The sequence below is a fragment of the Stenotrophomonas sp. YJH_SMC_123 genome (assembly GCF_059368215.1).
In genome coordinates this window covers 619852-636499 of the sequence record NZ_JCAFRM010000002.1, presented here as the reverse complement: position 1 = coordinate 636499, position 16648 = coordinate 619852, and the positions used below count along the sequence as shown (strand labels likewise).

Annotated in this window: 14 protein-coding genes; 4 read left to right on the top strand and 10 right to left on the bottom strand. The window is 66.5% G+C overall.

Annotated features, from left to right (window positions below; translation table 11 throughout):
• Positions 1 to 91: 91 nt before the first annotated feature.
• Positions 92 to 1075, top strand: a complete 984-nt coding sequence (locus AC5P5W_RS07910) for a membrane protein (RefSeq protein ID WP_049442512.1) — start codon at positions 92 to 94, stop codon at positions 1073 to 1075.
• Between the two features lie 13 nt (positions 1076 to 1088).
• Here the strand turns inward: AC5P5W_RS07910 and AC5P5W_RS07905 are convergent, their stop codons facing one another.
• From AC5P5W_RS07905 to AC5P5W_RS07890, 4 genes are all read right to left on the bottom strand, one after another.
• The gene (locus AC5P5W_RS07905) at positions 1089 to 1409 is read right to left on the bottom strand and encodes a hypothetical protein (RefSeq protein ID WP_049442473.1); all 321 of its coding nucleotides are present in this window, start codon (positions 1407 to 1409) and stop codon (positions 1089 to 1091) included.
• Positions 1410 to 1527: 118 nt separating this feature from the next.
• Positions 1528 to 2340 carry a hypothetical protein gene (locus AC5P5W_RS07900; protein WP_414611738.1) on the bottom strand — a complete coding sequence of 271 codons (813 nt, stop codon included), beginning with the start codon at positions 2338 to 2340 and terminating at the stop codon, positions 1528 to 1530.
• A 55-nt stretch (positions 2341 to 2395) separates the two neighbouring features.
• On the bottom strand, positions 2396 to 4858 hold the full coding sequence (locus tag AC5P5W_RS07895; RefSeq protein ID WP_197574916.1) for a prolyl oligopeptidase family serine peptidase: 2463 nt from the start codon (positions 4856 to 4858) through the stop codon (positions 2396 to 2398).
• A 168-nt stretch (positions 4859 to 5026) separates the two neighbouring features.
• Entirely contained in the window at positions 5027 to 5356 is a 330-nt protein-coding gene (locus AC5P5W_RS07890) for a hypothetical protein (protein WP_014647641.1), read from the bottom strand.
• Positions 5357 to 5823: 467 nt separating this feature from the next.
• On the opposite strand from AC5P5W_RS07890, the gene AC5P5W_RS07885 reads away from it, so the two are divergent.
• The gene (locus tag AC5P5W_RS07885) at positions 5824 to 6600 is read left to right on the top strand and encodes a HipA family kinase (RefSeq protein ID WP_046431494.1); all 777 of its coding nucleotides are present in this window, start codon (positions 5824 to 5826) and stop codon (positions 6598 to 6600) included.
• Positions 6578 to 6970, top strand: a complete 393-nt coding sequence (locus AC5P5W_RS07880; RefSeq protein ID WP_014647643.1) for a DUF3037 domain-containing protein — start codon at positions 6578 to 6580, stop codon at positions 6968 to 6970. Before AC5P5W_RS07885 ends, AC5P5W_RS07880 begins: the two co-directional genes overlap by 23 nt.
• Positions 6971 to 6986: 16 nt before the next feature.
• On the opposite strand, the gene AC5P5W_RS07875 is transcribed toward AC5P5W_RS07880, so the two are convergent.
• The 3 genes from AC5P5W_RS07875 to AC5P5W_RS07865 form a co-directional block, all read right to left on the bottom strand.
• A complete protein-coding gene (locus AC5P5W_RS07875) occupies positions 6987 to 8363 on the bottom strand; it encodes a serine hydrolase domain-containing protein (RefSeq protein WP_227863943.1) in 1377 nt (458 codons plus the stop codon).
• Positions 8284 to 8976 (bottom strand): DUF4952 domain-containing protein, encoded by a 693-nt coding sequence (locus AC5P5W_RS07870; protein ID WP_495221015.1) that lies wholly within the window; start codon positions 8974 to 8976, stop codon positions 8284 to 8286. The genes AC5P5W_RS07875 and AC5P5W_RS07870 overlap by 80 nt, the downstream gene beginning before the upstream one ends.
• 62 nt (positions 8977 to 9038) lie before the next feature.
• Positions 9039 to 9944, bottom strand: coding sequence for a LysR family transcriptional regulator (locus tag AC5P5W_RS07865; RefSeq protein ID WP_032962018.1), 906 nt, complete (start codon positions 9942 to 9944; stop codon positions 9039 to 9041).
• A gap of 119 nt (positions 9945 to 10063) precedes the next feature.
• Here AC5P5W_RS07865 and AC5P5W_RS07860 point away from each other — a divergent pair, with 119 nt between their 5' ends.
• A complete protein-coding gene (locus AC5P5W_RS07860) occupies positions 10064 to 11053 on the top strand; it encodes a zinc-dependent alcohol dehydrogenase family protein (RefSeq protein ID WP_014647647.1) in 990 nt (329 codons plus the stop codon).
• Between the two features lie 51 nt (positions 11054 to 11104).
• Here AC5P5W_RS07860 and AC5P5W_RS07855 read toward each other — a convergent pair whose 3' ends face one another.
• From AC5P5W_RS07855 to AC5P5W_RS07845, 3 genes are all read right to left on the bottom strand, one after another.
• Positions 11105 to 12736, bottom strand: a complete 1632-nt coding sequence (locus tag AC5P5W_RS07855; RefSeq protein WP_197574917.1) for a peptidoglycan-binding protein — start codon at positions 12734 to 12736, stop codon at positions 11105 to 11107.
• Between the two features lie 47 nt (positions 12737 to 12783).
• The gene (locus AC5P5W_RS07850) at positions 12784 to 13872 is read right to left on the bottom strand and encodes a lysozyme inhibitor LprI family protein (protein WP_014647649.1); all 1089 of its coding nucleotides are present in this window, start codon (positions 13870 to 13872) and stop codon (positions 12784 to 12786) included.
• Positions 13873 to 13995: 123 nt separating this feature from the next.
• Positions 13996 to 16524, bottom strand: a complete 2529-nt coding sequence (locus tag AC5P5W_RS07845; protein WP_046431508.1) for a membrane-bound PQQ-dependent dehydrogenase, glucose/quinate/shikimate family — start codon at positions 16522 to 16524, stop codon at positions 13996 to 13998.
• Positions 16525 to 16648 lie beyond the last annotated feature (124 nt).

Here is a 16648-nt window from a genome sequence, read left to right as displayed (position 1 = left end):
CGCCCCGGCCACCGCAGCGGGCACATGCAGGCCCTTCGGGGCTGTGCCAGACTCACTCAGGCACCTGCCATGGATGATGGAGCACCGCACGATGATGATCGTTCCCGCGTACTGGGCCGAAGCCCGCCTGCAGGCCCGTTTCCGTGGCCGGCCGATGGTCGTGCGCCGCTTCGGCTGGTCCGACGAGGGGCCTGCCCAAGCCCAGGCCCACGCCGACGCACGTGCCCATGAAGCCCTCAACGCCATCATCGCCGGGCAGGTGCTGCCGCGTCGCGAAGTGCGCAGCAACTACGGTGTGGAGGGCGTGCCGATCCGCGAGCAGATCGTACAGCGCGATGGCGATGTCATCATCACCCGCAACAGCTATGGCGCGCTGTGCCTCAACAGCCCCGACGTGCTGTTCGCCGACATCGACCATGCGCAGCCACCGGCTGGATGCGTGATACCGGCCATCGTCGCGGCGGTCGTACTGCTTGCCGGCGCCGTCATCGGCACCGTGCTCTGGCATTGGCTGGTGGGCCTGGTACTGGGCGTGGCGGCAGTGCTGCTGGTCAACGCGGCACTGCTGATGCGGCGGAAGCAGCGCCTGGCCGCTGCCGGCGGTGCTGAAGGGCTTGCGCTGAAGCGCGTGGACGCCTTCAGCGAGCAGCATCCCGATTGGCATCTGCGCGTCTACCGCACCCCGGCGGGGCTGCGCGTGCTGGCGATGCATGCCACGTTCTCACCCGAGGACGAGCAGCTCCAGTCATTCTTCAAGGCACTGGGCACCGACACCCTGTACGCGCGCATGTGCCGGCTGCAGCATTGCTTCCGTGCCCGACTGACACCGAAGCCGTGGCGCGTCGGCCTGCGTTATCGCATCAGGCCACCGGTGGCTGCGTGGTCAGCCGAACAGGCCAACAACCCGGACCGGTTGGCCTGGATTGCCGATTACGAAAAGAAGAGTGCCGGCTTCGCCGCCTGCGCCTACCTGCGCAGCTTCGGTGATACCACCCGGGTGCATGCCAAGGCCGAGCATGTGCGTGACCTGCATGACCGGCTGTCACGCGCGCAGGATCGCCTACCGCTGGCGTGAGAGTGGCAGACGCTCAATCAGCGCCCTGCACGAACGGCTGCCCTGCCAAGGTAGTGCCCAGCTGCACCGCGATCTGCTGCCCGCCCTTCTCGAAGATTGTCGCGCACTGCTTTCCGCCCTTCTGGCATCCGACTTCCGGAAAGCCCTCAAGTGACTCGGGGGCGCCCTGTGCCGGACTCGCCTGCCAACCTGCCGCATCCAGCAGGCGCTTGGCCTTGGCATAGGGCATGCCGGCGACGATGCCCAATTGCGTCAGCTCAGCAGGAAACGACTGGGCATGGGCGGTTGAAACCAGGGCCAACGACAACGTTGCAGCAAGGAGAATGGCTTTCATCGCAGTGACCTGAAACGAGCTATCAGGTTCAGCCTAGATCATTTGCGTGGCGTGCGAATGTGCCGGTAACACGCCGTTACCGTGTCTCCACGGTTGATTTCAGGACATGCGCAATTGATCACATGGCGGATTCCCTGCCCCTGGCGCCACAGTCCAGCGACTCCATCGCGAGATCCCTGCGCAGCCGGTCATGCAACCAGCGCGTCTGGAAACGCCTGCGTGAGTCTTCCCCTTCCGGCAGCAGGGCAATCACCGCTTCGCTCAGTTCCGGGTGCCACTGCTCCTGCGCGTTGTCCAGGTCCTGCTGCTCGAAAACCACCGAGGGCAGGCGTTTCCAGGGCAGCATCATTACCTTCTGTGAGGTCGACACCAGCACCACATCCGGACGCCCCGGCCGGCTCACGACAACCGTCATCATCGGCACATCATCGGTCCAGAGCCCGGAGAAATGCCGGTCGACACGCGACTGCAGGCTCCGTCCGGACAGCGCCTTGCGCGCCCACGCGCGCTGCTGTGCGAACGAGCAGGCATCCGTGTCCAAGCTGTGCAGCCCCGGGTCCAGGGACAGTATTTCGGCGCGATCCAGCCGCGAAGCGATCCGCTGCACCGCGGCCGCCCTGGTCAGCGGGGCGGTCTGCAGCGCGGTGTCGAGCGCCGCCATGGCGCCAAACGGCAGCAGCTCCGGCAATCGCGCCTTGCCGTCGGGCCTCTCCACCACCTGCACGCGGGTGGTCAGGCCATAGGCATCGCGCCGGATCACCCAGTGCTCCGATACCGAGCCCCAGCCGTACCAGTCGTATCTCACATCGACGCTCATCTGTGGCTGTGCCGCCATCGCCGCAGACGATGCGCACACCGCTGTCAGTCCCAACAACCAAGTCTTCATGGAGCTGCCTTGCCTCTGGGGTTCCGGCGAACGGCAGCCGAGCATGGGCTCGGCTCTACAGAATGGAGGAAGGCCGCTCTGAGGCGGCCTTCCTGTTCCTTCACTTGGCGTTCTTCACGTAGGTATCGAACCAGTTCAGCATTTCCGCCACCAACTGTTCGTTCGATTCCAGCGCGGTGTACCAGTGCGGCTCGTTCGGCAGCATCACCAGCCGGGTGGTGCCGCCGTTGCCGCGGATCGCCTGGTACAGCTTGCGCGACTGGAACGGCTCGGTGCCCGGGTTGGCGTCGTCCTCGCCGTGGACCAGCAGCAGCGGCAGCTTGATCTTGTCGGCATAGAAGAACGGCGAGGCCTTCAGGTACACGTCCTGCGCCTGCCACACCGAGCGACGCTCGTTCTGGAAGCCGAACGGGGTAAAGGTCTTGTTGTACGAACCGCTGGTCGCCACACCGGCCTTGAACAGCTTGGTGTGCGCGATCAGGTTGGCGGTCATCAGGCCGCCGTGGCTGTGGCCGGTCACGCCGATGCGGTTGCGGTCAACCACGCCCATGTCCACGGCCTTGTCCACCGCCGCCTTGGCGTCGGCTTCCAGCTGCTCCAGGTAGGTGTCGTAGGCGTTCTTCGGATCGCCCACGATCGGGAACGAGGCGTTGTCGATGATCGCGTAGCCGGCCAGCAGCATCAGGCGGTACGGCTGCAGGCGGGTGAAGGTCTGCTGCGAACCGGACACCTGCCCCGCCTGCGCGGCGTTGGCGAAGTCGGCCGGATAGGCGTACAGGATCGCCGGCACGCGCTGGCCTTCCTTGTAGCCCGGCGGCGTGTACAGGGTGAACGACAGGTCCACGCCGTCGGCGCGCTTGTAGGTCACCAGCTGCTTCTTGATCTGGCGCACTTCCGGTGTCGGGTCGACCAGCTTGGTCAGTGCGGTCGCAGTGGACGCGAACTGCGCCTCGCCGGCCTTCGCATCAGCCACCGCCTCACCCTGCTGGCGGACGAAGGCATTCGGCGGATCGATCACCGACTGATGCCAGGTCAGGTAGCGGCCCGGCGTGTTGCTGAAACCGAGGAACTGTTCGTAGGCGTCTGCACTGCTGCGGAACAGGCGCTCGCTCTTCAACGTGGCCAGGTCGAGGCGGTCGAGGAACGGACGGTCGCCCTGCGGCGAGGCACCGCGGCCGCTGAGGAACACATGGTTGCCCTCACGGCGCACCACCTGCGCGCCATTCGGCAGGCGGGTGAAGACCAGATTGCCAGGGTTGCCGTACAGCTCATCGCTGGACATGTCCCACAGCAGGCGGCCTTCCTTCTTCGGCTGGTCCACATCCACGATGCGGGTCTGCATCCAGTGACGATTCTCGTCGTTCTCGTACTGGAAGGCCACGGCCGGATCGGCGGTCCACGCGAAGCCTTCGAAGCGCTGCGCGGTGCGGGTGATTTCGGTCGGCTTGCCGTTGAACGGCGCCTTCAGCATCAGCACGCGATCGCGATGCGGCACGTTGACCTTCCAGTCGCCCTTGTCCAGCGCTTCGGCGTAGACCAGGGTAGCCGGATCGGTGGCGCGCCAGTCGAAACCGCGCGGGCCTTCCGGCACGCCGTGCACCGGCACGCGGTCGGCCAGCGGGAGGCTGGCGATCGGCGTGCTGCGGCCACTGCTGATATCCAGCACGGCCACGTCGTTGGCGAAACGCTGGTAGGTCACCGCGTGCGAATACGGTGCCTTGATCGATTCAGTCAGCACGTGCACGCCATCGGGCGCGGCGCTGACTTCGTTGAACAGTGCCGGCTGCCCGACCGGGCGCACGCTGCCTGCGGCGGTATCTACCACGGCCAACTGCGAGGCACCGTAGTAAGCGAACAGCTTTTCGTCGTGCACGCTGGTCAGCGTGTCGCGGGCCTCATAGGTGCTGCTCTCGCCACTGCTGCCCAGCGACTCCTGTGCATCCGGGCCGGTCGGTACGCCGCCGTTGGACGGTGCCGGGCCCTGGTTGGCCGGTACCAGTTTCACCAGCAGGTTCTGGCTGCCGCCCAGCCACTGCACGGTGTAGCCGAAGATCGGGTTCAGCTGCACGTTCGGCACCTGCTTCACCTGCCCGGTGGCCGCATCGCCCACCCACAGCTGCACGCTGGTATCGACCGCATTCTGGAAGGCGAAATGGCTGCCATCGGCCGACCACAGCGCGCCGGTGGCACAGCCCTGCGGCAGGTTGACCTTGGTCTCCTTGCCACTGCCGATGTCGACCAGGGTGAAGTCGGCCACGCAGGCCGGAATGCCGTAGCCACCCGGCGTGTCATGGCGGCTGCGGTTCTTCGGCTCCAGCCGCACGCCGGCCAGCTTCAGGTAGGGCTGGGCGACGCGGCTGATCGAGGGATAGGTCTGCGCGGTGGTCAGCAGCAGGCGCTGGCCGCCCGGGGCCACGTTCGGCGCCGGCGGTGGCGGTGCCTTCAGCACCTTGAGCAGGTGTTCCGGCGGCTTGGCGTAGTCGGCCGAGGCCGGGCCAGCGGCCAACAGGCCGACGGTGGCAACGGCAACAGCCGCCGCCAGAGAGGTTCGACGGATCAGCATCCTTATCCCCTGGGTGTGAATGGGTACCCGGAATCGGGCATGGACCCGAATCTAGCACCGCAGGGGATGGGGTGAATGGGCCGGAAGGGCTAGAGGCCGGATGGGGCAAAGTGGGACACGCCCGGAGAGGCCGGCGATGGACCGGCATCTGCCAGGCGTGGTCTGTCGTCACTGCTGGGCGTGCAGGTCCCAGGCGGTCAGGTAATCGGGGTCGACCACGATCATGCCACTGTTCCGCATGCGGTATTCGCCTGGCTCGGCCCGCTGGTACTGGTCGAGCATGGGCGGCAGGTAGCGCTCATGACCATCGTCTTCGTCGGCCAGCACCACGCCTTCGTCGGCGCTGATGCGCAGCACGGTGCCCGCGTACTGCTCCAGACCCTGTACTTGGCCGTCGCCACCATAGCGGGTGACACCCACCAGCACGACCTTGCCGATCATTTCCTCGGCCTTGGCATCGTCCAGTGGGGGCAGCATGGCATTGAATTCGTCGTTCATCGGTGCACCTCCAAAGCCTGTGGGGATAGCGTGGGTTCGGCGGTCCCACGCTGCCAGCGTCGACGGCAACGCAGGAATCTCTCTCGGGGCGCAAGTAGCTGGATCGCAGGCCCGACCGGGCAACGCGGGGGTGCGATGGGTGAAAGGTGTCTGGAACTTGGCTGGAACTGCGGCGGATGGCCATCTGCGCCGATGGCGTGACCGTGTCAGGTCAAGATCAACACCACGCGTTGCGTTGCATACACGGTGAAGCGTGACAGCTGCACTGTAGTGGCATGAGCGCCTCCTGTTGAAGGTCACACGCGGGTGCGTTGCTCCGTTGGAACGAATGCTGCCACTCCACGCGGAAGGAACAAGTGAAGATTGCAGGCGACCTGCAACAAGCGGTTCGCGCGGTACCCGTTCATTAAGCTGGCGCCCCGCTCTGCTGCGGCACGCCTGCCCTGGCAGGACGCTAGAATGCGTCCATGCGCACCGTACATGCCCTCCGCTACATCACCCCGTTACGGGAAGGCGGCTCCCTGCCCGCCGTGGTCGAGACCGACGACGACGGCATGGCCGTGCTGAAATTCCGTGGAGCCGGCCAAGGCCCGAAGGCGTTGATCGCCGAGCTGATCGCCGGCGAGATGGCACGCACGCTGGGCCTGCCGATTCCGGAAATCCTGTTCGTCGAGCTGGACCGCGAGTTCGCCCGCACCGAGCCCGACCCGGAAATCCAGGAGCTGATCCGCGCCAGCGAGGGCCTGAACCTGGGCCTGGACTATCTGCCCGGTGCAATCAATTACGACCCGGCCGCGATGCCTGTGGATGCCGAGCTGGCCTCGCGCATCGTCTGGTTCGATGCATTCACCAGCAACGTCGATCGCACCACCCGCAACCCCAACCTGATGGTATGGCATCGCAAGCTGTACCTGATCGACCACGGTGCGGCCATGTACTTCCACCACGACTGGGCCAGCGCCGGCGATGCCTGCGAGAAGCCGTTCGTGCTGATCCGCGACCACGTGCTGCTGTCGTTCGCCAGCCGCATTGCCGAGGTGGACGCAGAACTGGCTGCGTGCCTGACCGATGCCGAAATCGAGCGCATCGTTGGCCTGGTGCCGGACAGCTGGCTGGTGGACGAACCGGCGTTCGACAGCCCACAGGCCTATCGCCAGGGCTATATCGACTATCTCAAGCACCGCCTGAAAGTGCGTGCAGTGTTCGTGCAGGAGGCCATCCGTGCCCACGCTGCACACGTATGACTATGCGGTCATCCGCGTCGTGCCGCGGGTGGAACGCGAGGAATTCATCAATGTCGGGGTGATCGTCTCCTGCCCTGGCGCGCGCCATCTGGAGGCGGCCATCGAAATCGATCCTGAGCGCCTGCGTGCCTTCGCGCCGGCGCTGGACCAGGACGCGCTGCAGCCATGGCTGGATGCAATCGTGGCTATCTGCCGTGGCGACGCCAGCGCCGGACCCATCGCAAAGCTGCCCGCGCGCGCCCGCTTTCATTTCCTCACCGCCAAGCGCAGCTCGGTTGTGCAGATGTCGAGCACGCATGTCGGCCGCACTGCGGACCCGGCGGGTGTGGTGGAACACTTGATGACGAAGATGGTGCGGGTACCGGAATGAACGGCACCTGCCGCATTCACAGTGGCAACCTTCGCGCGATGTAGTTGACCACATTACCGATCGCATCCGGATCGACATTGGCCAGGCCAACGATCACATAGCCCTGCGCCGGCAGCACCACGATGGCACTGTTCGATCCGGGCGCACCGCCTTCGTGGCCGTACTGATGCTCCCTGCCCTCGCCCTGAACCACGAAACCAAAGCCATACCAGCCCTTGTGGTTCTGCGCCGTGGTGGCCTGCTGCAGCAATGCAGGTGAAACCAGCTTCCCGCCTTGCAGTGCCTCGGCGAATTTCACCATATCGGCCACTGTGCTGTAGCCACCACCGGCCGACATGCCGCGCCAGGGCAGCGACTTCGTTTCACGGACCCATTGCCCATCGTGCTTCGTGTAAGCGACGGCACGCTTTGGAACGCTCGCTGTTTCCGGCTCGAAGCCGGTGCCGGTCATGCCCACCGGGTGCAGGATGTGCTCCTCCACATATGCGTAGTACGACTGCCCCGATACCGCCTCGATGATGCGTCCCAATACGATGAAGCCATAGTTGGAGTAGCTGTCCTGGCTGCCGGGCGTGAACTGCGGCGCATCCCTGGCGAACCGCTGCACGTAGTCATCCAGCGTCTTCAGGGACGCGGAATACTGTTCGAAACCATCGCCAAAGAAGTCCCCCAGGCCACTGGTGTGTGACAGCAACTCGCGCACGGTCACGCTGCTGGCGACAGCCTTGTTCGGATAGTCCGGCAAGTGCTTGCCGATCGTGTCATCGAGACTGAGCCTGCCATCCTGCACCAGCTGCAGGATGGCCACGGCGGTGAACATCTTGTTGGAGGACGCAAGGCGGAACTGCGTCTCCACGCCCACTGCAATTCCAGTGCTGCGATCGGCATCACCACCGCGCCAGTCCAGCAGCACCTTCCCATTCTGTGCCACCTGCAACGCGCCCGACAGCGCGTCCTGTGCCCGCAGCGCCTCCAGCTTTGCTGTGACGTCGGCCATCAGGGCAGGCAATGCAACCCGTGCCGGCTTGTGCTTGTCCGGCGTTTCAGTGCCCTCGATCTGGAACTGCATCAGGTGCGACGGATTGGCCGGGTCCATGACGGCGGTCACCCACATCGCGCGTTCGTTCATCTGGCCCATCACCAGCAGCTTCGCTTGGCCGGGTGCACTCTCGGTTGATTCGAGTACGCGCAAGGGGCCTGTGCTTTCGCGGAACTCGAGATAGTCCTTGGGACCGCTGCCTTGCTTCTTCGCGTATCTATCGGCGAATGCCTGCAACCCCTCGAGGCTGCCCGCATTGAAGGCCGCAAGCCAGTCACCGATGGCGTCCTGCGCATGCGGATGTGCACGCACGCTGGAGGCGGCGCCCACTGCCGGAACAGCCCAAAGCGTCATCAGCACCGAACAGGCCAGTACTTTGCAGAGCAGCAGGCATCCAACAGCCTTCATGGCAGTTCCTTTGCGGGTATCCCTGGGCGCATCCTAGATCATGGAACCGCCCGCTGCATCCATGCCAGGGACCCTGCCGCAGCACCTCAGCCGTGACGATGAACGCCTCGATGCGATGCCAATCGCCCCGCTCATGCGGCAGCGATTCCACGCCCATGCCGATCTGGTACCTCACCGCATCCGGGCCGTCGCGCCAGTAGTACGGCGCGCCATTGCTCCAGCCGCAACAGGCGTAGCGCAATGCAGGCATGGCAAAGGTCTCGCGCAGATAGGCTTCCACCTTCACTGCCTGGGTACCTGGAACGCGGTAGTGGGCCTGCATGGGTTTGATGCAGGACGCGTCGTCCTGGCTGCAGCCGCTGTATTCCAGTCCCGCAGGCTTCCGGCCCATCGCCTGCAGGAAATCCTGGCATTCGATATCCGGTCGCGCCAGGCCATCCGCACGCCCCTGCGCTTCCCATGCGGCCAGCGCCTGCGCAGGCGTCTGCTGCGCAATCACCTTGGCGGCGAACAGCAATGCCGCCAGCCCCAGCAGCAAGCGCGCGCTACGCAGCGGCAACCGGCCAATCGTCTCAGGGCGATCCTTCGCAGGCAGTCACAGGAATGCCAACCGATGCCGTGCTATCGCCGTGCCATCGTCTGCTCGCTGAAGCGTGCCACGCAGAAGTCCAGGAAACTGCGCAGCTTGGGCGTCAGCTGGCGGTCGCGCGGGTACACCAGGTTGATCCACGTCGACACCGGCACGTAGTCCGGCAGCACTTCCACCAGTTCACCACGCGCCAGCGCGGCGGCAAGCATTTCATGGGGCTGCAGGATCAACCCCAGCCCACCGACTGCCGCGGTCAGCAGCGGCTCGGCCTGGTTGACCATGAAGCGGCTGGACACCGGCACGCTCAGCACGCTGCCGTCAGCATCGCGGAAGCTCCAGCGCGTGCGGATGATCGAATGGGCGAAGCCCAGGCACTCGTGCCGACTCAGATCGGCCGGATGGACAATGGCCGGGCGCGATGCGAGGTACGCCGGCGATGCACACAGCACCAGCGGATACGGCCCCAGCCGTCGCGCCACCAGCCCACTGTCGGCCAGATCACCGGTGCGGAATACCAGATCAAAGCCGTCCTCGACGATGTCCACCAGGCTGTTGGACAGGTTCAGATCAACCTGCACGTCCGGGTACTGCTGCAGGTAGGCCACCACCGCCGGCCCCAGTGCATGCACGCCGAAGGTGACCGGTGCGCTGACGCGCAGGCGCCCCATCGGCCGCCCGCGCGCTACTTCGGCCAGCTGCTCGGCGCCTTCCACCTCCTCCAGGATCACCCGCGCACGCGCCAGATAGGCCTGGCCGAAGTCGGTCAGGCTCTGCTTGCGCGTGGTGCGGTTGAGCAGGCGCACGCCCAGGTGTTGTTCCAGCGACTGCACGTGTTTGCCGACCAGCTGCGGCGACAGGCCCAGCGCGTCGGCGGCAGCGGCGAAGGAGCCGACCTCGGCCACTTTGACGAAGGTCCGCAGGGGAGCGATCAGGTCCATTGCAAACAATTGGTTTTCAATGAAACGCCAGATTACCCCTTATTCTGGAGGCAGGCCACGCGCACAGTAGCCTCCACCTTTCCGCCGGCCCCAGCGCCGGCCTTGCCCAGGAGCCCCCCATGAGCCAGGTTGTCCGCATCCACGAATATGGCAGCGCCGATGTGCTGCGCATCGACGACATCGATGTTCCCGCCCCCGCCGCCGACGAGGTCCAGATCCGGGTCAAGGCCATCGGCCTGAACCGTGCCGAGGTGATGTTCCGCAACGGCGCCTATCTGCAGGAGGCGCAGTTCCCCAGCCGGCTGGGCTATGAAGCGGCCGGCATGGTCGAGGCGGTCGGCAGTGCGGTGAGCGGATTCACTGCTGGCGATGCGGTGAGCGTGGTGCCGCCGCTGGACATCGCCCGCTGGGGCACCTACGGCGAGCTGGCCAACGTGCCGGCACGACTGGTGGTCAAGCACCCGCAGGCGCTGGGCTTCGAAACGGCGGCTGCGGTGTGGATGCAGTACGTCACCGCCTGGGGCGCACTGTTGGAGCAGGCGCAGCTGGCCGCCGGGGATTCCGTCATCATCACCGCTGCCAGCAGCAGCGTCGGCCTGGCCGCGATCCAGATCGCCAATGCAGTGGGTGCCACGCCGATTGCGGTGACCCGTGGCACGGGCAAGCGCCAGGCCTTGCTCGATGCCGGTGCCGCCCATGTCATCGCCACCCAGGAACAGGACCTGGCAGCCGAAGTGGCGCGCATCACCGGCGGTGCCGGCGCCCGCGTGGTGTTCGACCCGATCGGTGGCCCGCAGTTCGTGCCGCTGACCGAGGCAATGGCCCGTGGCGGCATCCTGCTGGAATACGGCGCGCTGAGCAGCGAACCCACCCCGTTCCCGTTGTTCAACGTGCTGGGCAAGTCGCTGACGCTGAAGGGCTACCTGTACTCGGAAATCGTCTCCGACGATGCCGCGCTGGCACGTGCCAAGGCGTTCATCGTCGATGGCCTGGACAAGGGCACGCTGGCGCCGAAGATCGCGAAGGTGTTCCCCTTCGCGCAGATCCAGGACGCCCACCGCTACCTGGAATCGAACGAACAGATCGGCAAAGTGGTGGTGACGCTGTAAACACCCTGCCGGCAGCGACGGACCCACTGCGGGCACGTCGCTGCCGCAGGCTCAGGCCATTGAAGGCCCGCGGTTCTCATGCTGGCGGCTTTCGAGGGTGAGCTGGTGCTCGCGCTGCCGGTTGTCACCGGCCAGATCATTCACCGTTTCCTCCATCGAGCGCGCCGGCTGTGCCGTATCCACACTGGCGCGCTCACCGGGAATCAACCCGGCAACCCACAGGCGGTCTCCGGCCATCATCACCCGGTCGACGCGCGCGGCATCATCGATGCCGTTGCGCTTGGACTCCAGCACTGCCTGCATGACGTGCTCGTCGCCGATGGTGCCAGGTACCCCCTGGCGGATGCGCTCGAACAGCGCGGCGTCCCTGGGCGACAGCGATTCCATGCCATTGGGCTGCGGTGCGGGCTCCGGCGCGGCCGGACCAGCGACCGGTGCATTCGCCGCTGCCTGCTGCCGCGCCTGCACCTGCTCCGGCTGGAACTCCGCCCGCGTATAGGGCGGACGCTGCGGCGGCCAGTTCTCCGCGCGGTCGAACTCGGTGGTCGGCGCATGCTCGCGAGCGACGGCGGCATCGTTCAACTGCCGGCGCGCATCCGCGTCGATGACGCCGCCGGGGCGCAGCGGCAGGCCATAGTCCTGCTGGAAGTTGCGCATGGCCGCCTGCATGCCGGCATCAAACGTGCGCGCATCGCGCTCGGCACGTGGGTTCGGTTCGGTCAGGTACCCCAACGCCTCCAGCTGCCGGCGCATTTCGAACACCGGCTCGCCCTTCTCACCGGGGCTCAGGTTGCCGTCGGCCAGCGGCCCGGTCAGGTCGGTCACCGTCCGGCGCTTGAAGTCCGGATCGACCGCCAGCGTGTCGCTGCGCATGCGTTCCAGCAGCGCAGCGTCGATGCGGCCATTGGCCGGGCTGATACCCCGCTCGGTCTGGAAGCGGCGCACGGCCTGCTCGGTGGAGGCGCCGAAATCACCGTCGGGCTTGATCGCGGCATTGGCGTTGTTGCGGACGTCCAAGCGCTGCAGGTACTGCTGCGCTTCCAGCACGTGCTGGTTGGCGTCACCCCGGTGCAGGTCCATCGCCCCGGTGGGCGCCTGGGGGGTCGGCACCGGCATCTGGAAGCCTGGTTGCTGCACACGCTGGACCAGGCCGGCAACCTGGGATTCCCATTCAGTGGCCCGTGTGGCGATGGCGTCTGGATAGGGACTGCCGTTGTTCAGCTCACCGCCATTGACCGAGGCCCGCGCCTGCCGGTAGTCGGCATGGTTGGCGTTGACGTTGTCGGACAGCCGCGCACCGAACAGGCCGTCGCGCATCCCCACCACCAGCACCTTGGTGGCGATGTCTGCCTGGGCAGCCCGTTCCGGATCCTCGACCAGCTCGCGGCCCATCCCCAGCGCCTCGCCCAGCCGCTCGTAGTTGTTGACGTGGGTGAGGTGGGCAAAGCCCCGGCCGAAATACTCCTCGCCGCCGAAGTAGCGCAGGTCCACCGCCTGCTTCCTGCCCCAGTCTTCCTCGGGCGCGGCGAAATCACGCGATTCGTGCTGCGCCGTGGCCAGCACATAGGCAATCTGCCGATGGTCGGTAACGCCGTTGTCGATGCAGGTACGCACGATCATCTCGACCGACTGGTCCCGGGTCAGGCCGAAGCCCGACCCACCTTTTCCATAGCCTTCGCTCATCCTTCAGCTCTCCAGTTCCGGAACGCATCCATTCGTCGGGGGAAGACCTACTTCAGCAGGTCCGATTCGGTAGGGGCCTCGCCCCTGCAGGTGTCATAGCGGCGCTGCAGCAGCGTGCGCGTGCCGGTTCCGCGCAGCTGGATGACCTTGTCCTCGCGCTCGCACGGGCTGACCTTCGCGCGAAGCACGAACCGCCCATTGTCGATATGGTCGATGTCGCGCCCACCGATGGCCGCTTCCAACGCCTTGGCACGCACATAGCGGTTGCGCTTGGCATCGAACAGGTAGAACGCATGCACCGGAACGTTGTAGACACCGCTGTTGTCCTGCCACACCTGCAGGTCCGGCACGCCATCACCATTGAAATCCGAAACGGTCAGCAGCACGGCGGTCGCACCCTGGGCACCGGTGCCGGCGCGGGTCAGGCGCGGCTGCACGTCCGTGACCACCACGTTGCGCCCACCACGGGTCACGCCCATGCTTCGCACCTGGCAGGTCGTCACGCTGTCGGTGCCGCTGCAATCGGTCACCTGGAAGACCACCTGCAGTGCCGGTGTGAGCCTGCCCTCGCCGGGCCGCAGGACGATCCTGCCCTGCTTGTCGGGCGCGGCATCGGCGGCATGCACAGCGGCCTGCGCCGGCGCCGGGGCCGCCTTGGCTTCCGCCACCAGCGCCGCCGCACCGCCGCCCTGCAACTGGCGGGCACGCAGCAGGGTCATGTGCGTGCGGCACTGCTGTGAATCCAGCTGGGCAACGGCCGTGCTGCCTTCCGGGCACCGGTTGTCGCGCTGGCGCAGCCATTGCCGCTGCAGATCGCGCAGCACCTGCTGATCACTGGCGGTCAGTGTGGAGCGCGCCGCGCTGTAGGCGGCATTGAGTGCATCGTCGTGCACCTTGAGTTCAGCGTCGGCACAACGGCGACGGGCGTCCAGCGCGGTGCCTGCGGCCGCCATGCAAGGCGCATGAGCGGGGCTCAGAGAGCGCGCATCGCCTGCGATCAGTTCGGCACCGCTGGGCACCTTGCGTGCGGCGGGCTGGGGCGACGCCTGCGCGCTTGCCCACAGGCAAGGGCCAAGCAGAAGCAGTCCTGCCAGCAGCCGGGTGGCACGCCCCGGCAGGCGTTCGGAGGTCAGCATGCGTTTCCTTCCCTGGGGGCGTTGGCCGGCCCCGTCCTGTTCCGATGATGGATGCTGCCCGGTCGCCAGCGCAACTTCAGCGACAGCGGTCACAGCCCGCAGGTCGCATTCAGGCCGGCAGCGCTATTTCGGCAGCGCGTAGGCCATCACGTAATCGCCGTTCGGGGTTTCCATGAAATGGTGGCCGCCAGCCATGATCACCACGTACTGGCGCCCGCCCTGCGCGTACACCATCGGATTGGCCTGGCCACCCGCGGGCAGCTTGGCATGCCACAGCTCCTTGCCGGTCTTCAGGTCGATGGCGCGCAGCAGGTCGTCGGTGGCGGCGGCGATGAAGATCAGGCCGCTGGCGGTGACTACCGAACCGCCATTGTTCGGCGTGCCGATCTCGATGGGCAGGCCGGAACGGATGCCGAATGGTCCGTTGCCGCGCGCACTGCCGAACGGACGGTCCCACAGCAGCTTGCCGGTGCGCAGGTCGATGGCCCGGATGCCGCCATAGGGTGGCTGCTTGCACAGCAGACCAGTGAACGGCAGGCGCCAACCGGCGTTCACTTGGATGGCGTAGGGCGTGCCCACCTGTGGGTCGCCCGCGCCTTCGGCGCCGCCCTTGTCGAACCGGACCTTCTCGCGTGGCAGCCAGCCCAGCCTGTCGGCCTCGGCGCGTGGCACCAGCCGGTTGTAGTTGGGCATGTCGTTGTAGTTGGCCACGATCACGCCGCGGCGTGTATCGATGGACACACTTCCCCAATCCGAACCGCCGTTGTAGCCGGGATATTCGATGGAATGGCGATCACTGCTCGGCGGGGTGTAGAAGCCTTCGTAGTACGCCTTGCGGAACTGGATGCGGCAGATCAGCTGGTCGACCGGGGTGATGCCCCACATGTCGCGCTCGGTCAGGTCATGCTGCCGGCGCAGCGTGTGATACAGCGAGAACAGCTGCGTGGGTGAGCGTTGTTCCGGTTCGACACCGCCGACCGGCACCCTGCGCTCTTCGGCGGCGGTCAGCAGCTGGCCGTTGCGGCGGTCAAGGATGTAGAGATCACCCTGCTTGGTCGGCAGCAGGAGCGCCGGCACCTTGCCAGCCGCCGTCGGGTAATCGATCAGGCTGGCCTGCGAACCCAGGTCGTAGTCCCACACATCCTTGCGCACCGCCTGGAAATGCCAGGCCGGCTTGCCCGTGGCCACATTGATCGCCACCAGCGACGTCGCGTAGCGGTTCTGGTTTTCCGTGCGTGAGCCACTCCAGTAATCGCCAGCGGAATTGCCCAGCGGCAGATAGACCAGCCCCAGCGCCTCATCACCGGTCGCGGTGGTCCACATGTTCGGCGTGCCGCGCGTGTAGGTCTGCTCATGCGGCGGCAAGCCGCTGCGTTCGGGCTGGTCCATGTCCCACGCCCAGCGCAGCTTGCCGGTGATCGCATCGTAGGCCTGGATCACGCCCGACGGCGCGTCGCGGCGCTGACCATCCAGCACCTGGTGGCCGGTGACGATCACCCCGCGCACGATGGCCGGTGGCGAGGTGATCGACACATAGCCCGGTGGCACCTCGCCCATGCCCAGAGTGATGTCGACCTGGCCGTTGTTGCCGAAATTCGCACAGGGGCGGCCACTGTCGGCATCCACCGCGATGATGCGCCCGTCCAGCGTGCCCTCGATGATGCGCGCCCAGCATGCCGGACGACTGCCCGGTGCAGCGCTGCGGGTGGCACTGGGCGGCGGTTCCGGCAACGCCAGATCAGCAGCGGCATCGGCCAATGCGGCATCGGCGAGGATCGGCGTGGCCGGTTGCTCGTAATAACTCACGCCACGGCAGGCGGCGGTGTATGGAATCGAAGCGTCCTTTACCTTCGGATCGAACCGCCACACTTCCTTGCCGCTGGCCGCATCCAGTGCGATCAGGCGGTTGCGGGCGGTGCACAGGTACAGACGGTCGCCGATCTTCAGTGGCGTGGTTTCCGCACCCCAGCGCTTCTTCGGCATATCGCCGGTGCGGAACTGCCAGGCCAGCTGCAGCGTGGCCACGTTGGCCGGGGTGATCTGCTGCAGCGGCGAATAGCGGGTGGCGGCATTGCTGCGCCCCCACGCCGGCCAGTCCCCTTCGGCAGGCTGGTCGGCCGGCTGCAGGCCGGTGGTGTCGCGGGTCGGTTCCAGCCCGACGCTGGCCGCGCCTTCCGGGAACGGCTGGTGCCCGTCCACTTCGCCGTGCGGCGCGAACGCCAATCCGAAGGCAGCGACGAACACCAGCATCAGCACGCCGGCCACGCTGCGCGACAGGCGCCTGGAAACCGGTTGGTGGAGGGTGGGCGCCAGCAGCGCCAGCACGATGCCAAGCGCGGTCACCAGGCCGAGCCGCGGTACCCAGCGCCAGTAGTCGCTGCCCGACTCCCACCAGGTCCACAACAGCGTACCGGCGAACACCAGCGCATACAGCAGCGCGCCGCTGCGGCGATTGCCGAACAACAGGAGGCCACTGGCCAGCAGGCCGGCCCCGGCGATGGCGTAGTACGCCGAGCCGCCCAGGCTGAGCAACCACGCGCCGAGCCCGCCGATGACCAGGCCGAGCAGGACCAGCAGCAGCGACAGCACGGTAACGAGAGGATGCCGGGAGGCGCGGACGGGAGCAGGAGCGGACGGCGGCGTGGCGGACATCGTCGATCTCCGGGGGCAGCATGCGCCGTTATCCCACCGCGGACGTGAAGCGCGCGCGTATGTGCGGCATCCGGATACGACGACGCCGGCACAGGGCCGGCGTCGTCGCGTAGCTCAACCTTGC